The organism is Micromonospora sp. AMSO1212t (assembly GCF_008868145.1).
Lineage (GTDB): Bacteria > Actinomycetota > Actinomycetes > Mycobacteriales > Micromonosporaceae > Micromonospora > Micromonospora tulbaghiae.
In genome coordinates this window covers 1-25,517 of record NZ_WBKS01000022.1, presented here as the reverse complement: position 1 = coordinate 25,517, position 25,517 = coordinate 1, and the positions used below count along the sequence as shown (strand labels likewise).

Annotated in this window: 28 protein-coding genes; 16 read left to right on the top strand and 12 right to left on the bottom strand. The window is 73.8% G+C overall.

Annotation, left to right across the window (positions count from 1 at the left end; genetic code table 11):
- Positions 1-2: 2 nt before the first annotated feature.
- On the bottom strand, positions 3-800 hold the full coding sequence (locus F8279_RS08935; RefSeq protein WP_151499637.1) for a GNAT family N-acetyltransferase: 798 nt from the start codon (positions 798-800) through the stop codon (positions 3-5).
- Between the two features lie 41 nt (positions 801-841).
- On the opposite strand from F8279_RS08935, the gene F8279_RS08930 reads away from it, so the two are divergent.
- The 3 genes from F8279_RS08930 to F8279_RS08920 are packed head-to-tail and all read left to right on the top strand — an operon-like array spanning position 842 to position 1,949.
- Positions 842-1,228, top strand: a complete 387-nt coding sequence (locus tag F8279_RS08930; protein WP_151499636.1) for a YidH family protein — start codon at positions 842-844, stop codon at positions 1,226-1,228.
- The gene (locus F8279_RS08925) at positions 1,225-1,524 is read left to right on the top strand and encodes a DUF202 domain-containing protein (RefSeq protein ID WP_091419249.1); all 300 of its coding nucleotides are present in this window, start codon (positions 1,225-1,227) and stop codon (positions 1,522-1,524) included. Before F8279_RS08930 ends, F8279_RS08925 begins: the two co-directional genes overlap by 4 nt.
- A 26-nt stretch (positions 1,525-1,550) precedes the next feature.
- Positions 1,551-1,949: a PLD nuclease N-terminal domain-containing protein gene (locus tag F8279_RS08920; RefSeq protein ID WP_091419247.1), complete on the top strand. Its 399-nt coding sequence runs from the start codon at positions 1,551-1,553 to the stop codon at positions 1,947-1,949.
- Positions 1,950-2,003: 54 nt separating this feature from the next.
- On the opposite strand, the gene F8279_RS08915 is transcribed toward F8279_RS08920, so the two are convergent.
- Positions 2,004-3,626: an acetolactate synthase gene (locus F8279_RS08915; protein WP_091419244.1), complete on the bottom strand. Its 1,623-nt coding sequence runs from the start codon at positions 3,624-3,626 to the stop codon at positions 2,004-2,006.
- A 70-nt stretch (positions 3,627-3,696) separates the two neighbouring features.
- On the bottom strand, positions 3,697-4,470 hold the full coding sequence (locus tag F8279_RS08910) for an enoyl-CoA hydratase/isomerase family protein (protein ID WP_091419241.1): 774 nt from the start codon (positions 4,468-4,470) through the stop codon (positions 3,697-3,699).
- A gap of 132 nt (positions 4,471-4,602) precedes the next feature.
- Here F8279_RS08910 and F8279_RS08905 point away from each other — a divergent pair, with 132 nt between their 5' ends.
- The gene (locus F8279_RS08905) at positions 4,603-5,166 is read left to right on the top strand and encodes a DUF6232 family protein (protein ID WP_091419239.1); all 564 of its coding nucleotides are present in this window, start codon (positions 4,603-4,605) and stop codon (positions 5,164-5,166) included.
- Here the strand turns inward: F8279_RS08905 and F8279_RS08900 are convergent.
- Positions 5,112-5,540 carry a nuclear transport factor 2 family protein gene (locus F8279_RS08900; RefSeq protein ID WP_091419237.1) on the bottom strand — a complete coding sequence of 143 codons (429 nt, stop codon included), beginning with the start codon at positions 5,538-5,540 and terminating at the stop codon, positions 5,112-5,114. The two genes, F8279_RS08905 and F8279_RS08900, sit on opposite strands and share 55 nt — an antisense overlap.
- A gap of 59 nt (positions 5,541-5,599) precedes the next feature.
- Here F8279_RS08900 and F8279_RS08895 point away from each other — a divergent pair, with 59 nt between their 5' ends.
- Positions 5,600-6,082, top strand: a complete 483-nt coding sequence (locus F8279_RS08895) for a DUF6232 family protein (protein WP_091419234.1) — start codon at positions 5,600-5,602, stop codon at positions 6,080-6,082.
- A gap of 10 nt (positions 6,083-6,092) precedes the next feature.
- Here the strand turns inward: F8279_RS08895 and F8279_RS08890 are convergent, their stop codons facing one another.
- On the bottom strand, positions 6,093-7,586 hold the full coding sequence (locus tag F8279_RS08890; RefSeq protein WP_151499635.1) for an alpha/beta fold hydrolase: 1,494 nt from the start codon (positions 7,584-7,586) through the stop codon (positions 6,093-6,095).
- A 94-nt stretch (positions 7,587-7,680) separates the two neighbouring features.
- On the opposite strand from F8279_RS08890, the gene F8279_RS08885 reads away from it, so the two are divergent.
- Entirely contained in the window at positions 7,681-8,451 is a 771-nt protein-coding gene (locus F8279_RS08885) for a hypothetical protein (protein WP_091419229.1), read from the top strand.
- Between the two features lie 3 nt (positions 8,452-8,454).
- On the opposite strand, the gene F8279_RS08880 is transcribed toward F8279_RS08885, so the two are convergent.
- The gene (locus F8279_RS08880) at positions 8,455-9,351 is read right to left on the bottom strand and encodes a ribokinase (protein WP_151499634.1); all 897 of its coding nucleotides are present in this window, start codon (positions 9,349-9,351) and stop codon (positions 8,455-8,457) included.
- A 16-nt stretch (positions 9,352-9,367) separates the two neighbouring features.
- Entirely contained in the window at positions 9,368-10,219 is an 852-nt protein-coding gene (locus tag F8279_RS08875; protein ID WP_225853200.1) for an ABC transporter ATP-binding protein, read from the bottom strand.
- A gap of 120 nt (positions 10,220-10,339) precedes the next feature.
- Here F8279_RS08875 and F8279_RS08870 point away from each other — a divergent pair, with 120 nt between their 5' ends.
- Together F8279_RS08870 and F8279_RS08865 are read left to right on the top strand one after the other, a co-directional pair.
- Positions 10,340-11,344 (top strand): ABC transporter ATP-binding protein, encoded by a 1,005-nt coding sequence (locus tag F8279_RS08870; protein ID WP_091419221.1) that lies wholly within the window; start codon positions 10,340-10,342, stop codon positions 11,342-11,344.
- Complete coding sequence (locus F8279_RS08865) at positions 11,341-12,351, top strand: ABC transporter permease subunit (RefSeq protein WP_151499632.1); 1,011 nt, start codon at positions 11,341-11,343, stop codon at positions 12,349-12,351. Before F8279_RS08870 ends, F8279_RS08865 begins: the two co-directional genes overlap by 4 nt.
- 85 nt (positions 12,352-12,436) lie before the next feature.
- On the opposite strand, the gene F8279_RS08860 is transcribed toward F8279_RS08865, so the two are convergent.
- Positions 12,437-13,642: an ROK family transcriptional regulator gene (locus F8279_RS08860; protein WP_091419215.1), complete on the bottom strand. Its 1,206-nt coding sequence runs from the start codon at positions 13,640-13,642 to the stop codon at positions 12,437-12,439.
- 124 nt (positions 13,643-13,766) lie between these two features.
- Between F8279_RS08860 and F8279_RS08855 the strand changes: the two genes are divergently transcribed.
- The 4 genes from F8279_RS08855 to F8279_RS08840 all read left to right on the top strand — a co-directional run bounded on the left by F8279_RS08855 (position 13,767) and on the right by F8279_RS08840 (position 16,894).
- Positions 13,767-15,218, top strand: coding sequence for a glycoside hydrolase family 3 N-terminal domain-containing protein (locus tag F8279_RS08855; RefSeq protein ID WP_151499631.1), 1,452 nt, complete (start codon positions 13,767-13,769; stop codon positions 15,216-15,218).
- 119 nt (positions 15,219-15,337) lie between these two features.
- Positions 15,338-15,775, top strand: coding sequence for a hypothetical protein (locus F8279_RS08850; RefSeq protein ID WP_091419210.1), 438 nt, complete (start codon positions 15,338-15,340; stop codon positions 15,773-15,775).
- On the top strand, positions 15,772-16,254 hold the full coding sequence (locus F8279_RS08845) for a thiol-disulfide oxidoreductase DCC family protein (RefSeq protein ID WP_151499630.1): 483 nt from the start codon (positions 15,772-15,774) through the stop codon (positions 16,252-16,254). The genes F8279_RS08850 and F8279_RS08845 overlap by 4 nt, the downstream gene beginning before the upstream one ends.
- Positions 16,193-16,894, top strand: a complete 702-nt coding sequence (locus tag F8279_RS08840; RefSeq protein ID WP_151499629.1) for a TetR family transcriptional regulator — start codon at positions 16,193-16,195, stop codon at positions 16,892-16,894. Before F8279_RS08845 ends, F8279_RS08840 begins: the two co-directional genes overlap by 62 nt.
- Positions 16,895-17,077: 183 nt before the next feature.
- Here the strand turns inward: F8279_RS08840 and F8279_RS08835 are convergent, their stop codons facing one another.
- Positions 17,078-17,743, bottom strand: coding sequence for a GNAT family N-acetyltransferase (locus F8279_RS08835; protein WP_192580658.1), 666 nt, complete (start codon positions 17,741-17,743; stop codon positions 17,078-17,080).
- A gap of 229 nt (positions 17,744-17,972) precedes the next feature.
- Between F8279_RS08835 and F8279_RS08830 the strand changes: the two genes are divergently transcribed.
- Both F8279_RS08830 and F8279_RS08825 read left to right on the top strand, forming a co-directional pair.
- Complete coding sequence (locus tag F8279_RS08830) at positions 17,973-18,158, top strand: DNA repair protein (protein ID WP_128136157.1); 186 nt, start codon at positions 17,973-17,975, stop codon at positions 18,156-18,158.
- A gap of 108 nt (positions 18,159-18,266) precedes the next feature.
- Positions 18,267-18,785, top strand: a complete 519-nt coding sequence (locus F8279_RS08825) for a hypothetical protein (protein ID WP_091046979.1) — start codon at positions 18,267-18,269, stop codon at positions 18,783-18,785.
- A 49-nt stretch (positions 18,786-18,834) separates the two neighbouring features.
- Here the strand turns inward: F8279_RS08825 and F8279_RS08820 are convergent, their stop codons facing one another.
- Positions 18,835-19,572, bottom strand: a complete 738-nt coding sequence (locus tag F8279_RS08820; RefSeq protein WP_151499627.1) for a Clp protease N-terminal domain-containing protein — start codon at positions 19,570-19,572, stop codon at positions 18,835-18,837.
- A 67-nt stretch (positions 19,573-19,639) separates the two neighbouring features.
- Here F8279_RS08820 and F8279_RS08815 point away from each other — a divergent pair, with 67 nt between their 5' ends.
- Positions 19,640-21,349, top strand: a complete 1,710-nt coding sequence (locus F8279_RS08815; protein ID WP_151499626.1) for a Na+/H+ antiporter — start codon at positions 19,640-19,642, stop codon at positions 21,347-21,349.
- A 27-nt stretch (positions 21,350-21,376) separates the two neighbouring features.
- Here the strand turns inward: F8279_RS08815 and F8279_RS08810 are convergent, their stop codons facing one another.
- Both F8279_RS08810 and F8279_RS08805 read right to left on the bottom strand, forming a co-directional pair.
- Positions 21,377-24,031, bottom strand: coding sequence for a DUF4132 domain-containing protein (locus F8279_RS08810; protein ID WP_151499625.1), 2,655 nt, complete (start codon positions 24,029-24,031; stop codon positions 21,377-21,379).
- Positions 24,032-24,340 carry a hypothetical protein gene (locus F8279_RS08805; RefSeq protein ID WP_192580657.1) on the bottom strand — a complete coding sequence of 103 codons (309 nt, stop codon included), beginning with the start codon at positions 24,338-24,340 and terminating at the stop codon, positions 24,032-24,034.
- Positions 24,341-24,487: 147 nt separating this feature from the next.
- On the opposite strand from F8279_RS08805, the gene F8279_RS08800 reads away from it, so the two are divergent.
- Positions 24,488-25,517, top strand: a 1,030-nt coding sequence (locus tag F8279_RS08800; RefSeq protein WP_225853199.1) for an RNA polymerase sigma factor, incomplete at its 3' end; no start/stop codon positions are given.

Sequence of the window (25,517 nt, the reverse complement as noted above, 5' to 3'; positions counted from 1 at the left end):
GATCACGGAGTGTAGACGTACGGCGTGGAGGTGGTGACCGCAACGAGCCCGAGCCGCTCCAGGATGGGCCGGCTGTCCGGCGAGCAGTCCACCTGGAGCAGCGTCTTGCCGCGCTGCTGCGCCAGCCGCGCCCGGTACGCCACGAGCGCCCGGTAGATGCCCTTCTTTCGCCACTGCGGCAGCGTCGAGCCGCCCCAGAGGCTGGCGAAGCCGGTGCCGCGCTGGTAGCGGATCCAACCCGCGCTGACCACCGTCTCCCCCGCCTCGGCCACCACGATCGTGATCGACTGCGGGTCCGCCTCGATCTCCCGGAGCAGGCCGATCACCAGGTGGCTGCGGTCGTCGTGCCAGACCTCCTCCTCCATCGCCGCGATCCGTTCCAGGTCGGCCCGGCCGGTGACCTCGCGCAGGCGTACCCCCTCGGGGAGCACCGGGACGGCGGCGGCGAGCGGCGCGACCGGGCCGACCACGACTGTCTCCTGGTCCTCCGGTACGAAGCCGGCGGCGCGCAGCCGGTCGCCCAGGTCGGCCGGCTCGTCGTGACCGGCGAGCTTCCACTCGACCGACTCGCCCCGGGCCCGGAAGAACTCGACCTGCCGGGCGATCAGCGCGTCCAGTTCGGCGCCGGCCAGGCCGTCGAGCGTCCGGTAGGTGAGGAAACCGCGGTGGTCCAGGCCGAGCACGCGGAACAGCGGACCGTCGCGCTCCACCGTCACGCCGGCGGGCGCCGGATCGGGCAACTCCGGACGAAGCTGGCTGTCGTAGGCGTCGCGCAGGCTCCGCGCGTCAAGATCGGTCATCCCCCCAGGCTAGGCGCGGGGCAAAGCGGATAATCGGCAGCGTGTGGGAGTCGATCAAGAGCTGGTTCGACCCGCGTGAGCTGCGTTCGGTCGGCACCCCGCCGGACTACCGCTTCTCGCTGGCGAACGAACGGACGTTCCTGGCCTGGCTGCGTACCGGCCTGGCACTCGTGGCGGGCGGGCTGGCCGCCGCGCAGTTCCTCCCGCCGCTGCGCCTGGCCCACCTGCGCGAGGCGCTCGCTGTCGCGCTGCTGCTGCTCGGGGCGGCCGTATCGATCCGGGCGGTCGACCACTGGGCGCGCACCGAACGCGCCATGCGGCTGGACGAGGAGCTGCCCGCGTCCCGCTTCCCGGCCGTGCTGGCGCTGATCGTCGCGGTCGGCGCGCTGCTGCTGGTGGCTGCCGTGCTGCTGGGCGGCGCGGGGTGACCCGCGATCCCGGCCTGCAACCCGAGCGCACGCGGCTGGCCTGGCGGCGGACGCTGCTCACGCTCACCGCCGTGCTGCTGCTGCAGCTCCGGCAGGCGTTCACCGGCCGCGTCCTCGACGCGCTGCTGACCGGGGCGGCGCTCCTGGTCTGGCTCGCCGTACTGGTGGTGACGTGGCACCGGGCCACCGGCGCGGGACCGCGGCGGTTCGACCGCTGGTCGGTGCCGCTGACCGCGCTCGGTGCGGCCGGACTTGCAGTGCTCGGTGTGGCGCACGTGCTCGGCGGGGTGCACTGACGTGCGGCGGTGAGCCATCATGAGGCATGGCCCGCCTCTACGTGCTGCTCTTCCTGGTCCAGATCGTCCTCGCCGTGTGCGCGCTGATCAGCTGCCTCTCCGCCGACGAGGAGAAGGTCAAGGCGCTGCCCCGGATGATCTGGGTGCTGATCATTCTCTTCTTCCCGCTGGTCGGCTCGATCGCCTGGTTCCTGGTGGGCCGCGAGCGCCCGGCCGGGACCGTCGGCGTCACCGGCACCACCAGTCCCGCCGCCCCGGCCCGCCGCCCGCTCGCGCCGGACGACGACCCGGAGTTCCTCGCCTCGCTGAACGAGCGGTCCCGCCGCGAGGACCAGGAACGTCTGCGGCTGTGGGAGGAGGACCTGCGCCGCCGCGAGGAGGAGCTGCGCGGCCGCCCGGACGACCGGGACCGCCCGGAGGTCTGAACGCGCCGCGGGCCGCCCGCCGGTCACCCGGCGGACGGCCCGCACGCGCCGTGTTCAGGCCAGGTTCGACGACCGGGGGTACGCGTCGGCGGGGTCGGTCAGCACGTTCACCAGGTACGGCACGCCCGAGTCGAACGCGCGTCCCAGCGCGGGACCGAGGTCGGCGGCCTTCTCCACCGTCTCGCCCCCGCCGCCGAGCGCCTCGACCACCTTGTCGTAGCGCAGGCCGGGCTGGAGGTCGGCGGCCACGTCGTAGCCGTACATCGCCCGCATCGGGTGCTTCTCCAGCCCCCAGATGCCGTTGTTGCCGACCACGATCACCACCGGCAGCTTCTGCCGGACCAGCGACTCCACGTCCATCAGCGAGAAGCCGGCCGCGCCGTCGCCCATCAGCACACAGATCTGCCGGTCCGGGTGGCTGACCCGGGCGCCCATCGCGTAGCCCATGCCGGTGCCGAGGCACCCGTACGGGCCGGGGTCGAGCCAGGTGCCGGGCTGGGCCGGCTCCAGGTACCGCCCGGCGTACGACACGAAGTCGCCGCCGTCGCCGATGGTGATGGCGTCCGGGGCGAGCACCCTGCGCAGCTCGCCGTAGATCCGGGCCGGGCGGATCGGGTCGGTCTCGGCGGCCATCTCCCCGGCGTCGCGGGCCTTCGCCGCGTCCTCGGCGGTACGCAGCTCGGCGATCCAGTCGGCGTGGTCCGCCCGGTCACCGCTGTGGTCGGCGAAGCCGCCGAGGATCAGCCGGAGGTCACCGGCCGGCGCGGCGGCCGGCTGCACGTGCCCGGCCCGCTGGCTGGGCGCGTCCACCACGTGCACCACCTGGGCGTCGCCGAAGTCGCCGAAGGAGAGCCGGAAGTCCAGCGGGGTGCCGATCACCACGACCACGTCGGCGCCCTTGAGCGCGACCCGGCGGGCCTTGGCGAAGGCGAGCGGGTGCTCCGGCGGCAGCGCGCCCCGGCCCATGCCGTTGGTGAACACCGGCACCCGCAGCGACTCGGCGGCGGCGCGCAGCGCCTCGACGGCGTCGCCCGCGTACACGTCGGAGCCGGCGATGATCACCGGCCGGGACGCGCCCGCGATGAGACGGGCCGCCTTGGCGACCTCGTCCGGGTCCGGCTCGATCGGCGCCGGCGGCGTGACCGCCGGCAGGTCGGTGTCACCGACGGAGAAGACCGCCTCCAGCGGGAAGTCCAGGAACACCGGGCCGCGGTGCGGGGTGAGCGCGGTGGTCAGCGCCGCCGACACCGCGCGCGGGATGTCGTCGGCGCTGAACACCGTCTCGGCGTGCTTGGTCACCGGCGCGACCAGCGGCAGGTGGTCCATCTCCTGGAGGCTGCCCGAGCCCCAACGGAACTGCGGCGCCCGCCCGCCGAGCACCAGCACCGGCGAGGCGTTGAAGTACGCGCTGGTCAGGCCGGAGATCCCGTTGGTGACGCCGGGGCCGGCGGTGAGCACGGCCAGGCCGGGGCGGCGCTGCAGCTTGGCCACCGCCTCGGCGGCGAACACCGCGGACTGCTCGTGCCGCACGTCGTAGAGGGGGAAGCCCGCCTTGTGCGCGGCGTCGTAGAGCGGGAAGACGTGCCCGCCGGACAGCGTGAACATCTCCCGTACGCCGTGCGCGCGTAGTGCCGCGAGTGCCAGATCGCCCCCGTGGCCCTCGATCCGCTCCGTCATGCCATTCCCCTTCGTCGACCGACCGGGGTCACGCTACTGGCCGGTATCGCGGATGTGAACAGCTCTCGCGTCAGCGACCGGTGAAGCCCGGCTTGCGCTTCTCCACGAACGCCGCCATGCCCTCGCGCCGGTCGTCGGTGGCGAACAGCGCCGCGAAGAGCTGGCTCTCCCAGGCCAGGCCGGAGGTGAGGTCCATGTCCAGACCGCCGTCGACAGCCGCCTTCGCCGCGCGCAGCGCCTGCACCGGCCCGGTCAGGAACGGCTTCACGTAGGCCACGGCGGCGTCGTAGACCTCGCCGGCCGGGACCACGCGGTCGGCCAGACCGATCCGCAGCGCCTCGGCGGCGTCGACCATCCGACCGGTCATGATCAGGTCCTTGGCGCGGGCCGGGCCGACCAGGCGGGCCAGCCGCTGGGTGCCGCCGGCGCCCGGGATGATGCCGAGCTTGATCTCCGGCTGGCCGAGCTTGGCGTCCTCGGCGACGATCCGCCAGTCGCAGGCCAGCGCCAGCTCGCACCCGCCGCCGAGCGCGTACCCGGTGATCGCGGCGACGACCGGCTTGGGGATGCGGGCGATCGCGCCGAGCGCGCTGGACAGGTCGGCAGCGCGCTCCGCCATGTCCACGTAGGACATGTCGGCCATCTCCTTGATGTCCGCGCCGGCCGCGAAGACCTTCTCGCCGCCGTACACGATCACGGCGCGGACCTCGGCGTCGGCGGTGGCCGCCGACGCGGCGGCGCGCAACTCCTCCTGCACCTGCGTGTTGAGCGCGTTCATCGGCGGCCGCTCCAGCCGGATGGTGCCGATGCCGTCCTTCACTTCCAGCCTGACGAACTCGCCCACGCTGCCCTCACTTCCTCGTCGAAGTCGCGTGCCAACCTTACGACTCGCCTCGTTGGGGTAGACAGTGTGGTGTCGGCGACTCCCAGGTCGCCGCGCCGGAGTCGCCGCCGCCCCGCCACCGGGAGTGAGGCCATGATCACCTACTACGACGACCGCTCCGTCCAGGTCACCTCCACCGCGGTGCGGGTGGACGGGCGCAGCTACCCGCTGGCCGAGCTGACCACCGTGTGGCACCGGCGGGGCGACCGCTCCTGGCGGGTGCTCGCCGGACGCGGCGCGATCGGGGCCGCGCTCGCCGGGCCGCTGGTGGCCGCCGTGCTGGGCATCGCGCTGGCCGTGTGGCTCCAGGGTTCGGCGGTGGTCACCATCGCCGTCGTCGGGACCTCGGTGCTGGTCGGCCTCGCGGTCGGGCCGCTCGCGGACTTCCTCTTCGAACACCTGGACCGCTCCTACGCCCGGGGCAGCCGGGAGATGGAGATGTGGGCCGAATGGCGGGGCCGGCCGGTGCGCCTGCTGCACACCCGCGACGCGATGCGCTTCGGCCAGGTCTACCGGGCGGTGCAGCGGGCCATGGAGAGCCTGCCGTCCGCACCGGGCCGTCCGGGGCCCGGTCGTACCGCGCCGGGCCCTTCCGCGGCGCGTCAGAACGTGATCGGGTCGTCCGGCAGCAGGCCGAGCCCGCGCAACAGGCCGTAGGTGTCCTGCTCGCCCCAGAACTGCACGATCCGGCCACCGGCCAGGCGGTACATCTTGCAGGCGCTCTGCACAGTCGTCGCCCCGGTCGCGTCGCGCCGGTACGTCTGTGCCATCGACACCACCACCCGGTCCCCGGCCGCGAAGATCTCCCGGATCTCCTGGTCGAGCACGGTCAGGCCGGGCGAGGAGACGGCGGCCTCGGGGTAGCGGCGACCGCGTACCGCAGTGCCCGAGCCGTAGACCTCCACGTCCTCGTCGACCACCTCGGCCAACTCGGCCAGGTCCTTCGTGACGAAGGTGCGCAGGTAGCGCTTGACCACCTCGACGTTGCGCGCCTGCTCGTCACCGATCCCGGCCCCGTTCCGGTCCGCCATGTCCGCCAGCCTAGCGGCGCAGGACGCGCCGGCATCGACGCGCGCGGTTAGGCTGATTCATGGTCCTCTATTACCGAGACGACGCGGTACAGGTCACCTCGGAGGCGATCCACGCGGGCGGCCAGGTCGTCGCGCTCGCCGACGTCACGTACGTCTGGCACGCGCGCGGCACCACCACGCTCGCCGTTCGGGGGCGGGTACTGGGACGCGGGGTGCTGGTCCTGCTCCTGTCGCTGCCGCCACTGGTCGCGGTGGTCTGCGTGCTCTCGCTGGCCTGGTCCGCGCAGGACCGGGGCGAGTGGAAGCTCGCCCTGATCACCCTGGCCGCGTTCGTGGTGGCCGGGCTGGCGCTCACGCCGTTCCTGGAGGTGCCGCTCGGCTGGCTGGACCGCTCCTACGAGCGCGGCAACCGGGTGCACGAGCTGTGGGTGCAGCACCACGGCCGGGAGACGATGCTGGTCCGCACGCCGGACGCGCTGCGGTTCGGGCAGATCTACCGGGCCGTGCAACGTGCCGTGGAGCAGCAGACGGACCGCCGATGAGCGGCGTCGGTCAGGCCAGCGGCAGCGTGGTCGCCATCGGCCAGGCCAGCAGCACCGCCCCGACCGACGGCGCCAGCCACCACGGCGCGCCCCGACGGCGCAGCACCAGCGCCCACGCCGCCTGCCAGGCCACCAGCGCCGCGAACAGCGGCACCACGAGCAGCACGAACCCGGGCGCCAGGCCGAGCACCGCCGCGACGGCCAGCACCAGCACGGCGATCCCGCCGGTGGCCGCGTAGCGGACGCCGGGGCCGTCCGCGAGCCGCTCGGCGCCGAGCAGGAAGACCAGGCAGCAGAACGTCACCAGGGGCAGCAGCCACCACCGGGCTCCGACCGGCACGGTCGAGGTGAACCCGAGGTGCAGGGGCAGCGCGACGGCGAGCACGGCGTACCCGAGGAGCACGGCAGCGACCACCGCGGGCCGGACGCCGCTCGCGGTCGCCGGTGGCCGCGTGGTTCGCGCGAAGGGGCGCGTGAAGCGCGCTGCGGCGGCCAGCAGCACGCCGGTGAGCAGGAGGAACACGGCCACGTATCCGCCCACGGCGAGTGGCAGCCGGGCGGTCGGCAGCAATGCGGCGAGCACGGCGCCCAGCCCGGCCGCCGGCACCACCGCGGCGAGCCACCGGCCCGCGCCGGTACGCGGACCGCCGGTGCTCGCCCCGGCCCGGCGTGGCAGCAACGCCGCCAGCGGCACGAAGCCCAGCGCGAGCCCCACCAGCAGCAGCCCGGCGCCGCCCGGCCGGGTCAACGGGTCAGGCGGCGGCCCGCCGGTACGGTCCGGGAGCGCGTCGAGCACCGCGGCGTGGGTACGCGGCGCGAACAGCACCGAGACGTGCTCGACGCCGGGTGCCACCACCCGTGTGCGGGTGCCCGGCGGTGCGTCCCGGGTCGCCTCGTCGACGGCCTGGCGGAAGCCGGCGAACTCCAGCCCACCCACCACGAGTGTCAGCTTCCCGGGCCAGCCGGCCGGCACGTCACCGCCGTCGGGCAGCGAGATAGCCACGGTCCGGTCGATCTCCGGATGCGCCACCGCGTACCGGGTGACCGCGCCGGCGCCCATCGAATGCCCCACCAGGACGATCCGGTCCGGGTCGACGCCGGGACGCTCGCGCAGCCACGCGACGGCCACGTCCAGGTCGTGCCGCAGCAGCGCTCGGGCGCGTTCCTCGTCCCGGCCCGCGCCCGGCAGCCGGGAGCGGCTGGCACCGTGGCCGGCGAAGTCGAGCAGCACCGCGATCCCGCCCTGGCGGGCCACCGAGTCGGCGAGCGGCCGCATCAGCCGGGCGGACCCGGCGAAGCCGTGCGCGATCACCACTCCGGGCCGCCGGTCCGCGCTCGCGCCGTCCGCCCGGACCTCGGTCAGTGGCACCCCCGCCACTGTCGCCCGCCGGGTGCTCAGACCGGCGTCGGTGCGGGCCAGGAGCAGGGCGCCCAGGACGACGGCGAGCAGCGCGACCACGGCGCAGGCGAGCAGTCGCCGCGACGCCGGGCCGGGGGTGGGCATGCCGGCACCCTACGCCGCGCCGGCGGCCCGGCGTGACCTTCACCGCCCGGCAGCCGCCGGGCGGCACTGGCCGCGACGCCGCACACTGGATGTCATGGCGATCCCACTTCCCCGGCCCGGTGCCCTGCTCGGCCTGACCCGTACCGCGGTGGACCAGGCGCTCGGCTCGGCCGCCACGGTGGCCTCGGTACCCGCTCGCGCGTTCGCCGTCCTCGACCAGGTGGAGGCGCTGGTCCGGCGGATCGACGGGGTGGTGGACCGGATCGAGGGCACGCTCGACCGCACCGACCGGGTGCTCACCGACGCGGAGACGGCGGTCCGCGAGGTGGCGGTGATCAGCGCCGCCGCCACCGCGGCGATCGACACGGCGACCGAGGTGGCTGCCGCGGCGACGGTCGTGGTCGGCGAGGCGCAGCGGGTCTCCGAGGCGGCGGCCACTGTGGTCGGCGAGGCCGACCGGGTGGCCCGGACGGCGGCCGGTGTGGTGACCGAGGCGCAGACGGTGACCGCGCGGGCGGCGGGCACGCTGGCGACCGCCGAGAAGGCGGCCGGCACCGCGAGCGAGCTGCTGACCGCGTACGAGGCGACGCTGCGCCGGGCCGCGCCGATGGCGGCCCGGTTCGTGGAGCAGCTCAGCCCGGAGGAGGTGACCGCCGCGATCCGGCTGGTGGACGAGTTGCCGAAGCTCAAGGACCATCTCACCTCGGACGTGCTGCCGATCCTGGCCACGCTGGACCGGGTCGGCCCGGATCTGCACGACCTGCTGGACGTCACACGCGACCTCAAGCTCGCGGTCGCCGGCATCCCCGGGCTCGGCATGCTGCGCCGCCGGGGCGAGCGCCTCACCGACGAACCGGCCGGCTGAGGCTCAGCCGGCCGGGAAGAGCTCGTCGATCTCCGCGCGGTGCGGCAGCGCCACCGAGGCGCCGAGCTTGCGCACGCACGCCGCACCGGCGGCCGCCGCCCAGCGCACCGCGTCGGCCAGGTCCCGCCCCTCACCCCAGGCCACGGCGAGCGCGGCGGTGAACGCGTCCCCGGCCGCGGTCGAGTCGACCACGTCCACCGGCACGGCCGGCACGTGCGTCGACGGGCGGTCCCGGTCGACGTACCAGGCGCCGTCGCCGCCGAGCGTGAGCACCGCCCGGGGCACCAGGTCGAGCAGCGCCGCCGGCTCGTCCCGGCCCCGGCCGGTCAGCGCCTGCGCCTCCGGCTCGTTCACCACGAGCAGGTCGGTGGCCGCCAGCAGCTCGGCCGGCACCGGCCGGGCCGGCGCGGCGTTGAGCACCACCCGGGTGCCCGCGGACCTGGCCGCCAGCGCCGCCTCGGTCACCGTCTCGACCGGCACCTCCAGCTGCGCGATCAGCACGTCCGCATCGCGTACGGCGGAGAGCTCGCCGGCGGTCAGCGACGTGAACGCGGCGTTCGCCCCGGGGGTGACCAGGATGGCGTTCTCCCCCGCGCCGCCGACCATCACCAGCGCGACGCCGGACGGGCCGTAGACCACCCGCAGGTGGCCGGTGTCCACGCCGGCCGCTGTCATCCGGGCCCGCAGCGTCACGCCGAACGAGTCCGAGCCGATCGCGCCGAGGAAGACGCAGCTCGCACCGGCGCGTACCGCGGCGACCGCCTGGTTGGCCCCCTTGCCGCCGGGCAGCATGACGAAGTCGTCGCCCAGCACCGTCTCGCCGGGCCTGGGCAGTGCCGCGCCGATACCGACCAGGTCCATGTTGGCGCTGCCGACGACGGCGATCCGGGTCTGCGGCACTGTGTCGTCCCGTCGCTCAGGCGGCGCGGGCGGCCCAGCGGTCGTCGGACCGCGTGACCACCAGCGGCAGGCCGAACGTCTTCGACAGGTTGTCGGCGGTGAGCACGTCGGCGAGCAGGCCCTGCGCCACCACGCCGCCCTCGCGCAGCAGCAGCGCGTGGGTGAAGCCCGGCGGGATCTCCTCGACGTGGTGGGTGACGAGCACCATGGCCGGCGCGTCCGGGTCGTACGCCAGCTCGGCCAGCCGGGCCACCAGGTCCTCGCGCCCGCCCAGGTCGAGCCCGGCTGCGGGCTCGTCGAGCAGCAGCAGCTCCGGGTCCGTCATCAGGGCGCGGGCGATCTGGACGCGTTTGCGCTCGCCCTCGGACAGCGTGCCGTAGGTGCGGTCGGTGAGGTGGCCGACGCCGAGCTGGCGCAGCAGCGCGGCGGCGCGCGCCACGTCGGTGCGGTCGTAGCTCTCCCGCCAGCGGCCGACCACCGACCAGGCGGCGGTCACCACCACGTCGACGACGCGCTCCTCGGCGGGGATCCGCTCGGCGAGCGTCGCGGTGGACAGGCCGATGCGGGTACGCAGCTCGTTGACGTCGGTACGGCCGATGCGCTCGCCGAGCACGTGCGCGACGCCACTGGTCGGGTGCAGCCGGCCGGCGGCCAGATTGAGCAGCGTGGTCTTGCCCGCGCCGTTCGGCCCGAGCACCACCCACCGTTCGTCCAGCTCGACCCGCCAGTCGACGTCGTGCACCAGCGCGGTGCCGGAACGCTTGACGACGACTCCGTCGAGGCTGACCACCAGATCCGCGTCCACGGTCGAGGGGGCGGGGGCGCCCGGGGCGCCGGGGATCAGGTCACCAGTCACCGCTCCATCCAATCACGCACCCGGCCCGGCGCCCCCCACGGGCGGCGCCACCGCCATAGGGTGGGGCGCCGTGTCGTTGGTCACCGCTTCCGGAAGGACACTCATGCCCGACCGCTGCCGGGAGGCGCGCGGATGAGCGCGGTCATCGAGATCGCCGGCCTCCGCAAGACGTTCCACACGCTGCGCCAGGGGCGCCGGATCGCCGTCGACGGTTTCGACATGCTCGTCGAGGCGGGCCAGGTGCACGGCTTCCTGGGGCCGAACGGGTCCGGGAAGACGACCACGCTGCGCGCGCTGCTGGGGCTGGTCCGGCCGGACGCCGGGCGGATGCGCGTGCTGGGCGCCGAGTCACCCGAGCACCTGCCGGACGTGGCCGGGCGGGTCGGCGCGATCGTGGAGAGCCCGCAGTTCTTCGCCAACTTCACCGCCCACCGGACGCTGCGGCTGCTGGCCCTGGCCGGCGGTGTGCCGACCGCCCGGGTGGACGAGGTGCTGGAGCAGGTCGGGCTGCGCGACCGGGGCGACGAGCGGGTCAAGGGCTACTCGCTGGGCATGAAGCAGCGGCTGGCGGTCGCGTCGGCCCTGCTGAAGAGCCCGGAGCTGCTGATCCTGGACGAACCGGCGAACGGGCTGGACCCGGCCGGCATCCGGGAGATGCGTGACCTGACCCGGTCACTGGCCGAGGCCGGGGTGACGGTGCTGCTGTCCAGCCACATCCTCGCCGAGATCCAGCTGATCTGCGACCACGTGACGATCGTCAGCCGGGGGCGGCGGGTCGCGTACGGGCCGGTGGAGGAGGTGCTGGCCGGCTTCGACCAGCACCAGTGGCGGGTCCGGGTGGCCGACCCGGAGCAGGCCGGGCAGTTGCTGGGCCGGGCCGGCCTGTCGGTGACGGTCGCGCCGGACCACCTGGTGGTGACCGGCGTGCAGGATCCGGAGACGATCAGCCGGACGCTCGGCGAGCAGGGCATGTGGGTACGCGAGCTGGTCCCGCTGCGGCCGGACCTGGAGAGCGTCTTCCTGGAGCTGACCGGCGACCACGAGCACGTGGCGGTGCCGCGACAGGTCGACGGCGCGCCGCCGAACGACGGTGTGATCGACCTCGACGTCCGGGAGAGCCGGGAGGTGGACGCGTGAACCTGGTCCGTGCCGAGCTGGAGCGGCTGGCCGCCCGGCGCTTCGTGCAGCTCATGGTGGTGCTGCTGGCTGCCGCCTTCGCGGTGACTGTGGTGACCACGCTCGCCGGTTCGCACCGGCCCGGCCCGGCGGAGCTGAGCCGGGCGCAGGCCCAGGCCGCGGAGAGCGTGCGCCAGATGGAGATGACGTACGACCGCTGCCTGCGGATCCGGGAGGGCACGCTCCCGCCGGGCGAGAACGACTACCTGCCGCGCGACTGCGCCCAGATCGACCCGGCCCAGATCGAGGAGTTGCCGAGCGCGGCCGACTACCTCAGCGGCGTCTTCGTCTTCGCCAAGGAGGCCGAGCCGCTGCTCTACTTCCTGATCGCGTTCCTGACGCTGTTCGGGTTCCTGGTCGGCGCCTCCTACATCGGGGCCGACCTGAACTCGGGCGGGGTGGTCAACCTGCTGCTGTGGCGGCCACGGCGGCCCACTGTGCTCGCCACGAAGCTCGGCACGCTGCTGGGCGGGCTGCTCGGCCTGTCGGTGCTGGCGTCGGCGGCGTACCTCGGGGCGTTCTGGTTGATCGGCCAGGCGTCCGGCCTGGTCGGGCGGACCGGCGGCGACTTCTGGCCGTCGCTGGCCGCGATCTGGGTACGCGGGCTGATGCTGGTGCTGCTCGCCGCGGCGCTCGGGTTCGCCGTCGCCACGCTGGGCCGGCACACGTCGGCGGCGCTCGGCACGGTGGCCGCGTACGTGGTGGTGTGGGAGCTGGGGGCGCGGCTGGTGTTCCAGATCCTGGAGGTCGGCCGGCCGGACCGGTACATGCTGTCCAGCTACCTGGCGGCCTGGCTGTCCGGCGAGGTGCGGCTCTGGGACAACAACGCCTGCGGCCCCGGGATCTCCGGCTACTGCGACGGCTCGTACACGTTGACCTGGACGTCGGGCCTGGTGGTGCTGCTCGGGCTCACCGGCGCGCTGGTGGCCGCCGCGTTCACGGTGTTCCGCCGCCGCGACCTGATCTGACGGGAGCCACGCCTCGGCAACTCCTTGCGATCCCTGACGCCATGATGAAGGATTCCTTCACATGGCGTCAGGGTGCACGACGTGGTCAGCCGACCGTCGAGCCGAACACCTCGTCGCGTACCGCGTCCAGCGCGGTACGCAGCGCGCCGCGCAGGATCGGCTCCTCGGTCAGCCCGGTGGTCACCACCCGGGGCCGCACGAGCGTGATCGCGGCGACCTCGTGCTGCACCCGCTCGGCCAGCGCCGCCCCGCCCGCCTGACCGACAGCGCCGGCGAGCACCACGAGTGGCGGGTCCAGCACGACGCAGGTGCTCGCCACACCCAGCGCCAGCCGCCGGGCCAGCTCGTCGAGCATCGGGCCACCGGCGGTGCCGGCGGCGATGGCCGCACGGACCACCTCGGCCGCCCGGGCCGCCGCGACGCCCTGCTCGGCCGCCTCGGGGCTGGCGAAACCGTGCTCGGCGGCCACCGCGCGCACCGCGTCGGCGCCGACGAGCTGCTGGAACGCCGGCTTGGCCCGCTTGGACACGTCGCGCGGGATGGGCGCGCCGGGCACCGGCAGGTAGCCGATCTCCCCCGCCGCGCCGCTGCTGCCGTGGTGCAGCCGGCCGCCCAGCATGATCGCCAGGCCGACGCCCGCGTCCACCCAGACCAGCACGAAGTCGGCGGTGCCACGGGCCGCGCCGGACTGCGCCTCGGCCACCGCTGCGAGGTTCACGTCGTTCTCGAACACGACCGGCGTGTCCAGGTCCTCGCGCAGCGCGGCGAGCAGGCCGCTGTGCCAGCGCGGCAGGTTGAACGCGAACGTGATGTCGCCGGTCTGCGGGTCGACCAGGCCCGGGGTGCCGAGCACGACCCGCCGGACGGCGGACAGCTCCGCCCCGGCGCTGCTGGCCGCCTGGACCACGGCGTTGTGCACCACGCCGACCGGGTCGTCGGTGTCCTTCGTGGACTGCTCGACCCGGCCGGCCACGGTGCCGGTGATGTCGGCGCAGGCCGCCACCACCCGCTCCGCCCCCACCTCCACGCCCACCACGTACGCGCTGCCCGGCCGGACGGCGTAGAGCTGGGCGTTCGGGCCCCGCCCGCCGGCCTGCTCGCCGACCCGGGCGACCAGGCCGCGCTCCTCCAGCCGCTCGACGAGCTGGGACGCGGTGACCTTGGACAGCCCGGTCAGCTCACCGATCCGGGCCCGGGTCAGCGGGCCGCGTTCGAGCAGCAGCTCCAGCGCCGCACGATCGTTGAGCGCCCGCAGGAGTCGGGGGGTGCCGGGCAGCCGGGTCGCACTCATGCCAACGTCCTCAATTTTCAGTAAAGTTTTCTAACCACAAAACGCCTGCCGAGGGGTGCCCGTTAGCGTATCGGCCACCCCCATCCGCAGAGGTCGGACGACCCGGCAGGGAAAGGGGATACTCGTGGGTCTGGATCCAGGACTGCGCCGGCTCGCGCTGGGCACGCTGCTGGCCGCGTACCCGGGACCGGTCCCGCCGGACTGGGCGGTCGACCTGCTCGCCGACGGGCTCGCCGGGCACACCCTGTTCGGCACCAACATCCACGACCCGGCCCAGGTGGCGGCGTCCACCGCGGCGCTGCGCGCCGGCCGCCCCGACGTGATCGTCGCGATCGACGAGGAGGGCGGCGACGTCACCCGGCTGGCGCACGCCACCGGCAGCCCGTACCCCGGCAACGCCGCGCTCGGCGCGGTGGACGACCCCGACCTCACCCGCCAGGTGTACGCGGCGATCGGCGCGGAACTGGCCGCGCTCGGCATCACGGTCGACCTGGCGCCCACTGTCGACGTGAACACCGCCGACGAGAACCCGGTGATCGGCACCCGCTCGTTCGGGGCGGACCCGAAGCGGGTCGCCGTCCACTCGGCCGCCGCCGTCGCCGGCCTCCAGTCGACCGGCGTGGCCGCCTGCGCCAAGCACTTCCCCGGGCACGGCGCCACAGTCGCCGATTCCCACCACGAGCTGCCCACCGTCGACGTGCCACCGGCCGTCCTGCGGGAACGCGACCTGCCACCGTTCGCCGCCGTGGTCGACGCGGGCGTCCGCGCGGTGATGACCGCGCACATCCGGGTGCCGGCGCTGACCGGCGACGGCCCGGCCACGTTCAGCCGTGCGGTCCTGCACGACCTGCTGCGCGTCGAGTACGGCTTCACCGGCGCGATCATCACCGACGCGCTGGAGATGAAGGGGGCGGTGCTCGCCGCCGGCGGGGTCGGTCCGGGCGCGGTCCGGGCCCTGGCCGCCGGCGCGGACCTGCTCTGCATCGGCGCCCGGGTCGACGCCGGGCTGGTCGAGTCGGTCGCCGCCGAGGTCGTCGCGGCGATCGCCGACGGCCGCCTGGCGCGTGCCCGCGTCGAGGAGGCCGCCGGCCGGACCGCCGCGCTCGCCGCCACCGGCGCCGCCGACGCCCCGCCGCCCGCCGTCGACGGGCTCGGCTACGCCGCCGCGCTGCGGGCGGTACGCGTCGAGGGCGACCTCACCCGCGACACCGCGCCCCTGGTGGTGCAGGTGCACGCCACCTCCACCATCGCCGAGGGGCGGGTGCCCTGGGGGCTCGGCCCGCACCTGGCCGCCGGGGTCGAGCAGGCGCGTGCCGTGGCGGGCGAGACCGACCCGGAGCAGTTGCGGCAGCTCGCCGGAGACCGAGCGGTCGTGCTGGTCGGGCGGCATCTGCACCGGCTGCCCGGCGCGCGCGAGCTGGTCGAGGCGCTGGCCGCCACGCACCGCGTCGTCGTGGTCGAGATGGGCTGGCCGGGCGCCTGGCGGCCGGGGGGCGCGCGCGCCTTCGTCGCCACCCACGGCGCGAGCCACGCCAACGGCCGGGCCGCCGCCGAGGTGCTCGGCCTGACCGCCTGACCCACGTCCCCACCCGGCCCGCCGTCTCCGGACGGCGGGCCACTCTCTTGAACGCGTTCAAATTCTGTCGTACGCTCAGGGCGTCCGGAATTTGAACACGTTCAAGAGAGGCGACGGGGATGGACGTGAAGGTCTGGATGTACCTGGCCTACCTCGCGGTCAGCATCGGTCTGACCATCTGGGTGGCGCGGGCACTGTCCCGCAACGGGCTGGTGTTCCTGGAGGACGTGTTCGCCGACAGCCGGCTGGCCGGGGCGGTAAACAGTCTGCTGGTGGTCGGCTTCTATCTGCTCAACCTCGGCTACGTCACGGTGGCGATGAAGGAGTCCGACCCGGTCGGCGACACCAGCCAGGCGCTGGAGCAGCTCTCCATGAAGGTGGGATTCGTCCTGCTCGTGCTCGGCGCGCTGCACTTCTTCAACGTCTTCGCGCTCGGCCGATACCGGCGTGGCCGCCTGCGCCAGCAGGCCACCCACCCGCCGCTGCCGCCGGTCAGAATGCTCCCGCCGCAAGGTGGGCCCGTACCGGCGGCGGGCCCGAACCCGCCGGCCCGGTGACGTCCGCCGCGGGCGGGCACCAGCAGGATCCCACCGGGCACGGGGCCGGTGGGATCCGCGGGTTCACCGTCCTGTTCGACGCGGACTGCCCGATGTGCCGGGCCGCCCGGCGGTGGCTCGCCTCGCGCGCCCAGCTCGTACCACTGGAGTTCGTGCCGGCCGGGTCCGCCGAGGCCCGGCGGCGCTTCCCCGGGCTGGACCACGACGCCACGCTGCGCGACCTGACGGTGGTGGCCGACACCGGCGCTGTCTACCGCGGCGACGGCGCCTGGTTCGCCTGTCTCTGGGCGCTCGCCGAGCACCGCGGTACGGCCGAGCGGCTGGCCCGCCCACACCTGCTGCCGCTGGCCCGGCGGGTGGTGGCGGCGGCCTCCGCGGTCCGCGAGCGGATCCGGGAACCGGGATACGGTGACGACGATGACCGAGCAGAGTGCGCCGACGACCGCTGCGGGTGGCCAGGGGTCGACGGCCCGGGGTGAGCAGACCCGGCAACTGATCCTGGACACCGCGATGCGGCTGTTCCGCGAGCGCGGATACGCGCGGACGACGATGCGTGCGGTCGCCCAGGAGGCGGGCGTGGCGGTGGGCAACGCCTACTACTACTTCGGCTCCAAGGAGCACCTGGTCCAGGAGTTCTACGCGGGCACCCAGCGCGAGCACCGGGAGGCGGCCGCGCCGGCGCTCGCCCGGGAGCGGGACTTCGGCCCGCGACTGGCCGGAGTGCTGCACGCGGGCATCGACGTACTGAGCCCGTACCACGCGTTCGCGGGCGCCTTCTTCAAGACGGCGGCCGAGCCGACCTCGCCGCTCAGCCCGTTCTCCGCCGAGTCGTCGGCGCCCCGGGAGATGTCGATAGCGTTGTTCCGCGAGGCGCTGACCGGCTCCGCCGTCAAGCTCGACGACGAGCTGCGCGAGGCTCTGCCCGAGCTGCTCTGGCTCGGCTACATGGGTGTGGTGCTCTACTGGGTGCACGACCGCTCGGAGGGCCAGGGCAAGACCCGGCAGCTCATCGACGGCGTGGTGCCGCTCGTGGACCGGCTGGTGGGACTGTCCCGGCTACGCGTGCTGCGGCCGGTCACCCGACAGGCGCTCGCCCTGATCCACACACTGCGTCACTGACTCCGAAGGCGCACGGCCCAGCGATTCCGCAGGTGAGAGTCCATAACCGGACAGCGACCCACCCCTTGTTCACCACCGGCACTAACACATAGCGTTACCGATGTCGGGGCCTGGGAGGAGAGCTGCGGACCGTGGATCCGGCCCGGGATCCACGGTCCGCGCCACGCCGGAATCCCAGCCCGGTCAGCGGGGGAACACACCGAACCCGGTGAAGCCCCGATCCGGGAATCCGGCCGCCTCGGCCACCCGCGCTGACGCGGCGTTGCCGGGGTCGTGCAGGTAGGTGGGGATCGCCCCCTCGTCCAGCACTCGGCGGGCCGCCTGCGCGACCAGCCGCCGGGCCAGGCCACGCCCGCGCGCCGTCGGCACCGTGCCCACCGCCAGCTCGTGCCCGTACGCGTCGTGCCGCTTGATCCCCACGCCGGCCCGGTACGCGCCGTCGGCGCCCCGGACCACGAGCACCTCCCGGTCGAACAGCCGCAGCCACGGCGGCAGCCCGGGCAGCGTGGGCGGCACCCACTCCCCCACCTCGGGCAGCGGCGCCGGGTCGGTGCACCAGCGGAAGACCGAGGTGTGCGCGATGAACTCCGGCGCGCCGACCGTGTCCGGCAGGGCGGGCAGCCAGTCGCCGAGCGGCCGGTCCCGCACCAGCGCCCGTACCGCCTCCACCCGGTCGGCGGCCACCGAGAGGACGGTGCTGCCGTCCGCCGTCACCGCGACGGCCGGGCGCAGCCGCCCGTCCCAGGCCGGACGGGCGCGGCGGTACGACCGGACCACGTGCAGCCCGGGGCCCGCCGGCCACTGTCCCAACCAGGTCGCCAGATGAAGGAAGACCCGCCGGTCGAGCACGTGATCATGGTACGCCGGTACGCCGCGCCCGTGCCCGCGGAATTCGCCGATCGCGGCGCGGTTGAGACGCGCCGCAGACGGGTAGAGGGTCGGCACGCCAGCGACGGACGCCGATTCCTGGTCCCGCCACCGGCCGCAGGAATTCCGGCGCTTCGCGGAACCGAAGGCATCGCCCCTGCGTCACATTCATTTCCATACATGGACAAGTTTCTCTGGGACGGTAGTGGTCATGCCTCACGAACCGAATGACCGATTCCAGCAGGATCCGGAGCGCGGCTGGCGGGCCGCCGCGGACGCCGGGCGGTTCCCGGCGCAGCCGGCCTACCGCGAGGCGCGCGACCGCGGGCTCTCCTGGGCCGAACTGAACGCGCAACCGGCCGGCACCGCCGCCTGGCGTGGCCTCTCACCCCTCTAGGAACGCGGGCGGCGACACACCGGCCGGGCGGGCGTACCGGCCTTCGCACACCTGTGCGGTAGCGTCTTGTGGTCCGATTTCCGGCCTACGACAGGAGAAGCTCCGCGCATGGGCAAGAAGACGATCCACGTCTCCGACTTCACCGGTCAGGTGCTCAGCCCCGACGACGAGGTGGTCAAGGTCGTCGTCCTGGAGCACCCGGATCTGGTCGCCGGGCCCGTGCAGCTGGACGCCACCCCGGTCGACGTGGAGAGCATCGACGACGCGGCGCTCGACGTCGCGGTGGTGGAGATCCACGACCGGCACGGCCACGGCGAGCCGCGCCGGGTGGTGCTGACCGCCAGCGAGTTCGACGCGATGGCGACCGACGTGCCGATGGCGCAACTGCTGCGTACCGCCGAGCGGGTCAAGCCGCCCAAGGCCCGGCGCGCCACCGAGAAGATCGACTACGGCACCATCGAGCACGCCGGCCGCCCGCACCGCGGCCGGGTCACCGAGGAGGAGGCCCGGCTGGTCCGGGAGCACCTCGACGAGGTGAACAAGCGCCTCGCCGACGCCGGCATCCGCCAGGTGGACCCCGCCGACCCGGAGCACGCCGCCCGGTACGGCTTCCCCGTCGCCGACTGACAACCCGAGCACCGGGCACGCGCCCCCGTGACGCGTGCCCGGCGTGGTGTCAGGCCCCTTTCCGGGTGATCTCGGCGAGCGCCGCCTCGAACGCCGACTCCAGCTCGTCCTTCTGCAGCCCGAGGCCGCTCAGCACACCGTCACCGCCCTCCTCCTCCAGCAGGGCGAGCAGGATGTGCTCCGTACCGATGTAGTTGTGTCCCATCCGCAGAGCCTCCCGGTACGTCAGCTCCAGCACCTTCTTGACCCGCGCGCCGTAGGGGATCAGGTCCGGCACCTGGTCGGCCTTCGCCGGCAGCGTCGCGGTGACGACCTCCCGCAGCCGTTCCAGCGGTACGCCCCGGGCCACGATCGCCGCGGCGGCCAGCCCTTCCGGCTCGGCGAGCAGCCCGAGCGCGAGGTGCCCCGGGGCGATCTCGGCGTTGCCCGCGGTCCGGGCCTCCTCCTGCGAGGCCAGCACCACGTTGCGGGCGCGCGGGGTGAACCGGCCGAACCCGGAGTCCGGGTCGAGCGCGGCGGCGGTCTCCGCCTTGGCGACGGAACGCTTCTGGGCGGCCTGCTTGCTCACGCCCATGCTGCGGCCGATCTCCGTCCACGAGGCGCCGGAGCGGCGCGCCTGGTCGACGAAGTGCCCGATCAGGTGGTCCGCGACGTCGCCCAGGTGATCGGCCACGAGGACCGCGTCGGCCAACTGGTCGAGCGCGCCGGTGCGCGTCTTCTTGATGCCTTCGATGAGGTCGTCCAGGCGTACCGGGTGGGTCATCTTGAGCGGTTCGTTCTCCTCCATGCGTCAACCATAGGTTGACGATCCTCAAGCGTCAACCCTCGGTTGACGGCACCGCCCGCGTCGCGCGATGATCTCGACCCCGGTAGGGTCGGTCGGGGTGAGCACCCATTCGACACTGCTCTTCGTGCTCGCCGCCGTCGCGGTCGTCATCGCCGTGCGGTGGGTGGCAGCCCGTACCGGTCTGCCGGCGGCGGCGCTCCTGCCCCTCATCGGCATCACGTACGCGCTGCTCCCCGGCCCCAACGTCGGCCTCGACCCCGAGCTGGTGCTCATGGTCGTGCTGCCGCCGTTGCTCTACAGTGCCGCGCTGGACTCGTCCCTGCTCGACATCCGCCGGAACCTGCGGATCGTGGTCAGCCTCTCCGTGGTGCTGGTGCTCCTCACCGGACTGCTCGTGGGCGTCGGGTTCCACCTGTTCGTCGCCGGCGCGACGCTGGCGGCAGGCATCGCGGTCGGCGCCGCGGTCGCCCCGCCCGACCCGGTCGCCGCCCTGGCCGTGGGCCGGAGGGTCAACCTGCCGCCGAAGATGGTCACGATCATCCAGGGCGAGGGACTGCTGAACGACGCCACCGCGCTGACCATGCTCAGCGTCGCTGTGGCCGCCGCCGTGGGCGGCGAGTTCTCGTTCCACGCCGCAATCGGGCAGTTCGTGCTGGCGGCGGCAGGCGGGATCGCGGTGGGCGTGGTCGTCGCCCGGGCGAAACGACTGGTCCGGCCGCTCACCGCGGACCCGCTGCTGTCGAACGCGATCTCCCTCGCGACACCGTTCGTGGCGTACCTGCTGGGCGAGGCGCTGCACGTCTCCGGTGTGCTGGCGGTGGTCGTCGCCGGCCTGATCGTCGGCCACCAGACGCCGGAGTTCGGGTCCGGCGCCGCCCGCCTCCAGACCAACGCCGTCTGGCGGCTCGTCGACTTCCTCCTCGAAGGCTTCGTCTTCCTGCTGATCGGTCAGCAGCTCCCCGCCGTCATGCGGGGCCTGCGCCAGTACGACACGTCGACCATAGTCATCGCCGTCGCCGTGTCGGTCGGCGTGGTGCTGCTCCTGCGCCCGGCCTGGCTGGTCCTGACCCAGTGGCTCCCCGGGTCGCTGCACACGCGGCTGGGGGGCGTCGCCGAGCAGGACGACACCGACGAGCCGGACGCCGCACGGCGGCTCGGCGGCGTCGACCGCAACGCCCGCGGGCTGACCTCCCGCGAGGTGGTGGCGCTGAGCTGGTCCGGTACGCGCGGCGTGATCAGCCTGGCCGCGATCTTCACGCTGCCGCTGACCACCGACAGCGGCGCCCCCTTCCCGGACCGGGACCTGCTGCTGTTCTGCACCTTCGTGGTCGTCCTGGTGACGCTGGTCGGGCAGGGCCTGACGTTCGCGCCGCTCGTGCGGATGCTCGGGCTGCGCGCCAACGAGGCCGACCAGGCCCGGGTACGCAACGAGGCCCGCTCGGCCGCGGTGGAGGCCGCGCTGGCCCGTCTCGACACCGTCGCCGCCGAGGAACCGGACAGCAGGGTGGCCGTCGACACCACGCGTACCCAGTTGGAGACCCGGCTGGCCCGCTACCGGGGGCGGCTCGACCTGATCCAGCAGAGCGGCTCCTCGGAGCTGCCCACCTCGCCGGAGTACGAGACGGCGCTGCGGGTCCGCCGGACCGTCCTCGAAGCGCAGCGCGAGGAGTTGTTGCGGTGGCGTGACTCCGGCCGGCTGCCGGACGAGGAGCTGCGGGTGCTGGAACGCGAACTCGACCACGAGGAGCTGTTGCTGCCGAAGCGGGCGCCGGGCTGACCCTGGACCCGGCGCCCGCCGGCCGCCTCACAGCTGGCGCAGGATCACCGGGTCCTTGATCTTCTTGTCGGCGGCAAGCAGCAACGCCTTGCTGAGGATCTCGCCGAGCCGGCTGTCACCCTCGAAGGGCAGGAACATCTCCGGCTCCTTCGCCTTCGCCGAGTCCGGGATGACGCACAGGTACCGCTCGTCCGGGGCGATCAGGATGTTGCCCGAGCCGCAGTGGATGCGATACGTGTGCAGGTCTCCGCGTACCTCGAGGAACCTGTCGGTGAGGGTGCAGCGGTCGGCGATGGCCAGCCGGGGGATCAGGTCCGCCAGCACGTCCCGGCGCGTCCGGCCGGTCGGGGCCAGCTCGCCGAAGCTGCTCTGCGCCCAGTAGTCGCGATACCGGCCGCCCGGCCCGCCGTCGTACCAGTCCGGGTCGGCGCCCACCCCGGCCGCGGCCACGAACAGGTCGACGTCGCGCATCACCTCGCTCAGCACGACCGGCGGAACCTCCGTCAGCGGAACCGGAAGGCGTTCTCCCCGGATGAAGAACAGCTGGTCGGTCCCCATCGTGTCGAACACGAGGTCGTCGCCCCGGTCCTCGATCCCGGCGACACCCAGTTCGGCGCGCAGCCCCCAGTCCGGCAGGGCCAGCCAGGGCAGGCTGTACGAGGCCCCGTCGTTGCGGTGCTGGACGTACGACCATCCGCGCCGGGACAGCAACGCGTTGAGGCGGTGCTGGAGGACGACGTGCGCGGCGAACCTGTTGGAGTACATGCTCGTGGCCCGCTCCGCGTCGGTGAGCAGGTACTGCTCCCGGTGCGCCTGCTTGAACGGCTGGGTGATCGCGTGCCGGGTCAGGAAGTCCCGCCACGGCCCCACCGCATCGGGGTCGAGCACCGGATGCCACAGCCGGACCGTCGCATCGTCGGCCGGCTCGAACACCGCGGCGTCCACCGTCCGCAGTGCCTCACCGGCCCAGCAGCAGGCGACCCCGTCGACGGTCCAGACGAGACGGCGGGCCAGCGCACGGGCCAGCGGGTGGTCGAGGAACCGCTCGCGCCACTGCTCGACGGTCCACGAACGGTCACGCCGCAGCAGCCCTTCCAGGCGGTCACGGGTGGCGACGAGCGTGGCGGCGACGTCGACGACTGTCGCCTTCAGCTCCTTCACCTCCTCGCCGTGATCCCTGCGCACCTGCGCCGGAGGGGCCTTGACCACCTTGCCGTCCGCGTTGCGCCACACCAGCTGGGCGTCGACGCCGCGCACCTCCAGCTCGTAGGAGCAGTCGCCCAGCTTGTCCGCCAGCGGCAGCCCGAAGCCGGGCAGGGCCATCTCCTCGACGTCCTCCCGGCTGACGCCGAGCGCCTCGGCGTGCCGCGTCAGCCCCTTCTCGACGAGTCGCAGCGTGCTCTTGTAGGTGAGCCGCGACGACAGCCGGGCCAGTTGGGCGAGGGCGGCGGGGTGATCGGTGTCGACGAGCGCCGCGACCGCCACGTTCGCCAGTTTCGGACTGGCCGGCCCGTGCCCGGGGATCTTGCGGACGGCCCGTTCCGCGATCTGGCCGAGGCTGCGCAGGCTCTCCTGCGACGGCGGGCACATCGCCCGCATCCAGATCAGCCCCCACAGCAGCCCGACGTTGTAACGGTCGACCACCCGCGGCGGGACGTCCGCGAGGTGGCCGGGACAGCACGTGGTCCAGCGCAGGGGCAGGGTGCGCGCCTGACCCACGAGCGGGAGCCAGTCGTCGAGCCGGGCGGTGAACTCGTCGGCGCCCACCGCGTCGACCAGCGACCGGCCCTGCCTGCGCCAGCCCGCCGTCGGCCTCGCCTTGTCCGCCTCGACCGGACAGTGGGCCAGCAGCGCCTGCCACGCCGACCGGCGGTCCGCCGGCATCGCCTCGATGTCCGCGATCGCGCGGTCGGCCCACTGCTCACCGACGTTGGGGATCGGCCACATCCGGTCGGCCTCGTCGCTGATATTGCTCAGCGGACGCTCGATCCGGGTCCGGCGCCAGGTCGCCAGCGCCGCCGGATTCGTCCGCCCGGCCGACGCCTCCGCCTGGATGGACTCCCAGGTGAACCGAATGAGATTGGTGCTCCAGCCACCGAAGCCCAGCCATGCCTGACCGCCGAGCCGGTCCAGCCAGGACGCGCCGTCGATCCCGCCGCCGGAGCGCACGGCACGGATCAGCGTGCCCTGCCCGGCGCGGTGCTCCCCCGGCACCGTCAACACGTCGAACACCACCTGCCGAACCGGCGCCGGTTGTGCGGTCAGGAGTTCGGTCGTCCGGCGCCACGCTTCGCCCCGGGCGCGGTCCCACGGGCTCTCGTGCTGAAGCGGCAGCCGCGGCAGACGGCCGGCAACTGTCAGCGCGGCGGCGGCGCGGCGCTCGTCATCCGCGTCGTCACCGGCCAGGTCGGCCACGGCGGCGGCGACCGACTCGGCCTGCCGCGTGGCCTCCGCCAGCAGCTCGGCCTGCGGCGGAGCCAGATCGCCGGGCCCGCGCGGTTCGTTGAGCGCGGCGAGCAGCGCCGGAACCGTGCCGGCCGGCGCCCAGCCGCACACCGTCACCACCTTGTCGACGAACCTCAGCCGAGATGACTCGTTGAGGGTCCGGTCGGGGCGTTCGTACCAGCCCTCGACGGTGGTGACCACATCGCGCAGCGCCGGCTCCGGATCGTACGTGTCCACTCAGCCACCCACCAGCGGAACGAGCTTGAGGAAGGTGACGCGGGATCCCGCGTGCAGGCGGACCTTCTCGTCCAGTTCCGTGACCTGACGGTCGTCGACGAGCACCACGAAGGCGTTGCGGCCGAACGCGGCGAGTGTCATCCGGGTCCGCTCCTCGGGGTCGGCGTCCGCGCCGGACTCGGCGATCTCGAGGAACACCCGGCGGCGGATCAGCTCGTCGAGACCCACCGTCTCCTCGAAGACCTCCATGGTCCACGCGGGTCCGCTCGGCGCTCCGAGGACCTCGTCGGTGACTGTGATCAATGGCATGGCAGAGAACGTAGCCGAGTCCTCCGACATCTCACGCACTTTGTGTGACCCGGCCTCGTACCGGACAGTCTCCACGGATGTACGAGACCGTTCCGTGAAGGCGAGGTTGTGAGCGTGTCCTATCACGCGTACCCAGGCAGGACCGACATGTCGGCGGTGGTGGACGCGGCCCGCCGCGGCGACCAGGCGGCGCTCGACGAGTTGGTCTCGCACTGTCTGCCGCTCGTCTACAACATCGTGGGCCGGGCGCTGAACCGGTCGTCCGACGTCGACGACGTGGTGCAGAACGCGATGGTGAACGTCGTGCGAGGGCTGCCGGGCGTACGTGAGCCGCAGCTCTTCCGGTCCTGGCTGGTCGCCGTCACCATGAACGAGATCCGCACCTACATGCGGCACCGGCACACCACACCGGCGCCGCCGGAGGACATCGACAACGTGATCGACCCGGGTTCGGACTTCGAGGATCTGACCCTGACCCAGCTCCACCTCTCCGACCAGCGCCGGGAGGTCGTGCTGGCCACGCGCTGGCTGGACGACGACCACCGCCACCTGCTGTCCCTCTGGTGGCTGGTCGAGGCCGGTCACCTCACCCGCGCCGACCTGGTCGACGCCCTGCGCCTGGAGCCGCACCACGTGACGGTCCGCGTGGCCCGGATGAAGGCACAGCTGGACACCGCGCGGCTGGTGGTGCGGGCCCTCACCGCACGGCCCGGTTGCGCCGACCTGCGGAACACCGCGTCGGGCTGGAACGGTCAGCCGGCACCACTGTGGCGCAAGCGGATCGCGCGGCACATCCGCACCTGTGCCCACTGCCCGAACACGACATCCGATCTGGTACCCGCCGAGCGGCTGCTCGCCGGGCTGGCGCTCACGCCGGTCCCGGCCGGCCTCGCCTCGGACGTCACCCACAAGCTGCACACAGTCGCCTCCGTGTCGCGCGTCGCCCCGACCGGTACGCACGCCGTGGCGGGTACGCACGCCGTGGCGGCCGGAGCGAGGTCCGGGCTCTCCTTGTCGAAGGCCCTGGCCGGCGTCGTCGCCGCCGTCGCCGTGGTCGGCGGGGGCGGGCTCGTCCTGGCCAACTACCCGGACGGGCCGGACGAACAGCCGGCGGCCGCGACTGTCGTGCAGCCCGCGACCGAGACGACCGCACCCGCGCTCACGCCCTCCCCGACCC